General features: G+C 29.7%; 5 protein-coding genes. 2 read left to right on the top strand and 3 right to left on the bottom strand.

Annotation, left to right across the window (positions count from 1 at the left end; genetic code table 11):
* Positions 1-79: 79 nt before the first annotated feature.
* The 3 genes from VKJ25_RS24030 to VKJ25_RS24020 form a co-directional block, all read right to left on the bottom strand.
* Positions 80-409, bottom strand: a complete 330-nt coding sequence (locus VKJ25_RS24030; protein WP_324239179.1) for a hypothetical protein — start codon at positions 407-409, stop codon at positions 80-82.
* Positions 410-1,018: 609 nt separating this feature from the next.
* Positions 1,019-1,348 (bottom strand): hypothetical protein, encoded by a 330-nt coding sequence (locus tag VKJ25_RS24025; RefSeq protein ID WP_324239178.1) that lies wholly within the window; start codon positions 1,346-1,348, stop codon positions 1,019-1,021.
* 640 nt (positions 1,349-1,988) lie between these two features.
* Positions 1,989-2,399 (bottom strand): HNH endonuclease, encoded by a 411-nt coding sequence (locus tag VKJ25_RS24020; protein WP_324239177.1) that lies wholly within the window; start codon positions 2,397-2,399, stop codon positions 1,989-1,991.
* Positions 2,400-3,474: 1,075 nt separating this feature from the next.
* Between VKJ25_RS24020 and VKJ25_RS24015 the strand changes: the two genes are divergently transcribed.
* On the top strand, positions 3,475-5,244 hold the full coding sequence (locus VKJ25_RS24015) for a tetratricopeptide repeat protein (RefSeq protein ID WP_324239176.1): 1,770 nt from the start codon (positions 3,475-3,477) through the stop codon (positions 5,242-5,244).
* A 400-nt stretch (positions 5,245-5,644) separates the two neighbouring features.
* Complete coding sequence (locus VKJ25_RS24010; protein WP_324239175.1) at positions 5,645-5,956, top strand: muconolactone Delta-isomerase; 312 nt, start codon at positions 5,645-5,647, stop codon at positions 5,954-5,956.
* The last annotated feature ends 250 nt before the right edge of the window (positions 5,957-6,206 follow it).

Genomic DNA, 6,206 nt, shown 5'->3' with positions numbered 1-6,206 from the left:
CAGATAGATAAGGAAAAGGAAGTAAAATATCGTTGATAATTTCTTGGAAATAGAATTGGCTGATGAAATTATAAAAGCATTAACAGATAGATAAGGAAAAAGGAAGTAAAATATCATTGATAATCTTTTTTGTTACTACGGAATATTTGGCAAACATAACTTGATAATTTCTTGGAAATAGAGTTGGTTGATGAAATATAAAAGCATTAACAGATAGATAAGGAAAAGGAAGTAAAATATCATTGATAATCTTTTTTGTTACTACGGAATATTGGGCAAATATAACTTGATAATTTCTTGGAAATAGAATTGGCTGATGAAATATAAAAGCATTAACAGATAGATAAGGAAAAGGAAGTAAAATATCATTGATAATCTTTTTTGTTACTACGGAATATTGGGCAAACATAACTTGATAATTTCTTGGAAATAGAATTGGCTGATGAAATATAAAAGCATTAACAGATAGATAAGGAAAAGGAAGTAAAATATCGTTGATAATTTCTTGGAAATAGAATTGGCTGATGAAATTATAAAAGCATTAACAGATAGATAAAGGAATCAGGAAGTAAAATATCGTTGATAATTTCTTGGAAATAGAGCTTGCTGATGAAATATAAAAGCATTAACAGATAGATAAAGTTTTTAGAATTTGTAGGTAAAAAAAGTACCAAATTTTTGCCTAAGAAAGCTAAAAAAAATAGTATTTTGGTAAGAGTTAGGCCGAAAAATCAAGGGATAATTTTTCCGACCAACTCTTGACTGTTCCCTACTCCCTACCTTGGCAAAAAGACTTCCATACGCAAACCCTAATTAGAGATAGTTTTTATTATCTACTATCCATCAATTATTAATTAGAGATATAGCAATCTGATTTTATTATTGTCAAAAATTCTACTACTATTTGGGAATAGTTCTGAAGACAAGAAGTAAGGTTTTTGGAGTTAATTTATAGTTTTTGATTTGTGACAACACCAGCACAGATTACTATAGTTTTCATTATTAATTATTAATTAATTTAAGGTACTTCTTTGTCATATAAATCAAACTCCTGTGGTGTTCCATTTAATTCAGACATAAATTTCTCATATAATTCTTGATTACCATTTTCTACATCCCATACTTCATCCACCCAGGTAAGCAAAAAAGCTTCGGTTTGACTAATTTCTCCATCATCTTTTGTAAAGGAACTTTTACGCAATCTTTCTCGCACGCGATCGCTATTAGAGAGAAGATGATCTAAAATATCTTTAGATACAAAATCTAACTTATTTTCCATCTGTGGGAAAGCTTCAAGAACTTCTTTGATTAGGAGGTCGAATATTTCTTTGTGAGTTAGTTTTGCCATGATTAGATAAAGTTTTTAATTCGTTTTGTTTAACATAAGTTTTTTAGGGAAGTTTTGTCTATATCTTTGTCTTTTTTTAATATTTAACTATTCTTGATATTCAGCAATTATTATATTTTTTTATTGAGATTATTTTCAGTTTTCATCTTTCTGGAGAAAAGTTTATTTTAACTAAAAAAAGTATGATTTAGTAATTAATATAAAAATATTTTAGTTGATAATTAGAGTTTAATAATTCTGTATTTTGAGTACACAGATTGAATTAAAGCTATTCAATAATGGATAATTGATAATTACCTTTCCCTAAAAGGAAGAGGATTGAATCAAAGGAAAAAAATTATTTCTCAAGGGGAGATTAGATATGGTTAGGGAACCCATCCATCTCAGCTCCGCTTTTCATGTCGCGCAGCGTTTCATGTCTACTCAAGCGCCGAAAACGACCGCTTTTTTTCCTTTAAAGAGGAGGCTTCAAGGTGCGAATTATTTAATTATTTAATTATTTAATTATTTAATTATTAATTATTCGGTAATAGAATAGACATTTAAAGAAAAGAGGAAGTAGAGAATAAGGGGAAATAATTAGTTTTATTTTTTATTATTGGAGATGTCTAATAAGTATTGAATTACAGGTAGAACTGATCTAACCATAAAGTCCACATTTAGAAATAATAATTCTATTGATAAACTCAGGATGAGGAGTAATAGATTTTTTGTTCATCCATTCAAAAACATCTTCATCTTGATTATTCTTAGAGCTATTACACTTAATACAAGCAAGAACAACATTACGAGGTGTAGTTTGTCCTCCTTTAGATATAGGAATAATATAGTCCCAAGTATTAGCTGGTTTGAAACAATAAGCGCATTTTGCCTCGAATATTTCCATCAAGAAGTTTTGTCCTTCATAAGGGATCGGATCGACATTTCTCTTTCTACTACGAGAATGTTGTCTTCTTTCCAATCTATGTTTTTCATTATTTGCATATCTTTGTCTAGCTTCTGCTGCAAGATGAAACTTGCAAGCTCCTGATTTAACTTCTTGAGAAGGCAAATATTTTTGACATCCTCTACACCATTTTAAACCTTCAAGCTTTTTAGCTTCACGTTCTTTACGTCCGGGTCGAGATGTTTTGCGTTGATTTTTACAACTTTTACAAATAGAATTTAATCCATCATATCTTGATTTATCCTTCCCAAAATTTTCTATATGTTTCCATTGTTTACACTTAGTACACCATTTTAAATCTACTTCTTTATTTGCTATATATTCTGCTAAAGTAATACCTATTTTTTGAGCTGCTCTTCGTAGTGCGCCTATTTTTGTTGGAGCGATATTGTGATATTTTTATTTTGTTTAGTTAATTTTAGATTATCAGGTTATCTATAAGGGAATACAGTTCAGTTAAATATTTTTTGGCAGTTTTATAACTTCAAGAGCTGCTCTAATAGTTCCATAGTTTATAAGTTTTGTTGTTATCTTAACTCTATCGATCTATAATGAACAAATTGAGTGCTTCTCATATTTGGGAAAAATACTTTTTTATATTTCCTAATTCTCTCTTACTCATTTGCTAAAGGTGATAGATTTTTATCTTTATTCAAAATTGATATGAACCCCAAAAAAATTACTAGGTAGCTTAGTCAAAGAAAGGTTAAATAAATTAAATATTTGATTCAATTATTTTTTCAAAATTATTCAAAAATTTAATGCTATAGCAATCCTACTTTATTCGTGTCAAAAATCTTACTGGTTTTTGGCAATGGGTAATGGGTAATAGTTTTGGGGTTTATTTCTAGTTTTTGAATTGTTACAACCTCTGCACGGATTGTTATATTTAGTATTGAAAAATTATTAACCTGATATTAGCTAAGTTCATAAACAAAATTAGTTACACATCCGAAAAAACCTCAACCTTAAGGAAAATATTTAAACGAATAAAGAAAGTGAAAGCCGAATTTTGTAGTCAGATAAAATTGCTGACTTATCACCGATTTATCGGGAACCGTACCCTATCATAAAGCTTTTATCTGAAAATAAAATAGATAGCTGACTACTTAATGCTTACAGTTTTTTCTCTTTCCACTAACAAATTTATTTTGCACAACTACTGATAAAGATAAAAAATATGAACCGAGAACAAAGAAGAAAAGCAACTAAAAATAAAAGTCAAAAACTACTAAACAATAATCTCCCAGAAAATGCCTTATCCTATGCTTTATCTTTTCACAAAAACGGAAAACTACAAGAGGCAAAAGTTATCTATGAAAAAATTATTCAGTCGGAACCAAATAATTCTCAAGTCTTAAATTATCTGGGGGTACTTAAAGCGCAAATGGGAAATAATAAAAGTGCCATAAATTTAATAAATAAGGCTATTAATCTAGAACCTAATAATTTTGGCTACCTCAATAATCTCGGCAATACTTATCGCGCTTCTCAACAACTAGATAATGCTATTGACTGTTATAAACGGGCGATTGAACTAAATCAAAATTCTGCTGACTCTTACCTAAATTTAGGAATTGCTTTGACAGAAAAAGGAATCATAGAAGAAGCGATCGCTTCCCTAGAAAAAGCTTTAATTATTAATCCAAATCATCCGCGAGTTAATATAACTCTGGGGGATATATTTCAAACTCAAGGGAAGTTGGATAAAGCAATATCTGCCTACATAAAAGCTATTTCAATAGTTCCCAATAATTTTGATGCTTTATCATCTTTAGGTATGGCATTTTATCGCCGTGGCAACCTCAAAGAATCACAAAAAACTTATCAAAAAGCATTAGAAATTAATCCTCATTCTACAGAATGTTTAACTAATATTGCTGCTACTTTTTATGAACAAGGAAGAGTCGATGTAGCTGAAGCTTGTTATCAAGCTGTTGTTGATTTAATTCCTACTTCTGCGGATGCTCATATAAATTTAGGTTTTCTGTTAAGTCAACAGGAAAAATATGAATTAGCAATTAATAGTTATAACGCAGCATTAAAGCATGATAAAAATTCTGTTAATGCTATGGCAGGTTTAGCAGAAATTTTCGGAAAAAAATCTGACTGGGAAGCAGCAGTTAAGCTATATCAGAAAATTATTAAACTTAATTATAATTCTGCTGATGCTTATGCAAAATTAGGAATAGCTTGGCGAGAAATAGGTAAATCTGAAGAAGCGATCGCTCAATTTGAAAAAGCTATAAATATTAATCCTAAACATATTAAAGCTTATGCTCATTTGGGTTTAGCTTTACAAGATATAGACAAAAATTCTGAAGCTGAATCAATCTTTGATTGTTCAAAATTAGTAGCTAAATACCAGTTTCAGAATGTAGAAGGATGGGAAAATTTGACAGCTTATAATAGTGACTTGAAAGATTACATTATTCAACATCCTACTCTTTTAAAAAATCGACCAGGTAAACCAATAAATAGAGGTAGTCAAACCTACGAAATTTTTACAGATAATAATCCTATAATGACAACACTAAGTCAAAAAATTAATCGTTATCTCCATGATTATTTTAGTCGTTTTACGGATAACTCTAATTATCAATTTTTTCATAATTTACCCTCAGACTGGAAGTTAAGTGGTTGGGCAGTTGTTTTAGAATCGGAAGGATTCCAAAATTCTCATATTCACCCCGAAAGTTATTGCAGTGGGGTTTATTATATTCAAGTTCCAAATACTATAAAAGAAAATAATTCTGGGGCAGGTTACTTAAATTTTGACAGTTGTTTTATATCAGAATTAGACATGGAAAATCAAGAAAAGTATAAGGTTAAACCACAACCAGGATTATTAGTAATTTTTCCTTCCTATTTTTGGCATTCTACTATTCCATTTATTGGAGACAGTCAGAGAATTTGTATTTCATTTAATATTATTCCTTTGGATAAGTAAAATTCTGTGAGGTTCCAATAAATACTCATCATCCGTTCAGGAAAAATTTAAACATAAATCAATTTTCTACATAGTCTCATATCAAGTAATTTGGCAGTTAGTCAATCAAACTTTGGTGTTTTAGTTTCTATCATAACTAGAAATGAAAAATGCAGATAAATATATAGCAAATTCCCAGTATCTGAAGCATATATTTAATTATTAAATATTCGCATTTTTATCGCTTAGGTGTACCTGATAAAAGCGGAATCTGTTGTAAAATTTAATCTCCAATAATTTTTTTGTTTAGTGTGAGAGATTTAGTAAATCAACCCCTAGAGTCAAATTTTTTTTCAAAATGGTATTACATTCTTTTGGCATGATAGAATTAGAAACTGATGTTATGTAAACTAAAATCACTATGTTGTATCACTTAGACTTTCGAGTACAATATCCTCCTACTATGAGCCAAGAAGAATTATTTACTATTTGGAGCGAAGAAGCAGATGCTGCAATGGGTGCCCAGAAAGCAGGAGTTGTACTAAATATCTGGAAGTGTGTGGGAACTCGTAGAGTAATAGCTATTGTTAATGTGGAATCTTCCGATCAACTTGACCAAATAATTATGGATTTACCCATTGTGAAAAAATTAGGGCAATATGTAAATATTGAGGTTACATCATTACGATCTTATGAAGATTTTGCTACAGATTTGAATGCCAGAAAAAACTGATATATTTTCAGACTAATTTTTGTAATTATTCTGGGATTGTCTTTAATTTAATATGATTTCTGTGGATGAATAAAATGTTCTGAACTTTGCCTAAATATTAATCTTCTGTTCCGAGCAGTTTTCCCAGAAATCAATTTTTCTCATATTCCTCAAAAAAGAGTTCTAGAGAAAAGAAAGTCACTGAAATTTTCTGATTGTAGAAAGTCTCAGAATTAGAATTAGATAAATTTCTCTTGGGCTGGAAAGTTTG

The organism is Okeania sp. (genome assembly GCF_035285525.1).
GTDB lineage: Bacteria > Cyanobacteriota > Cyanobacteriia > Cyanobacteriales > Microcoleaceae > Trichodesmium.
Note: the sequence above shows the minus strand (reverse complement) of the source record. Positions and strands in the feature narration are given on the sequence as shown.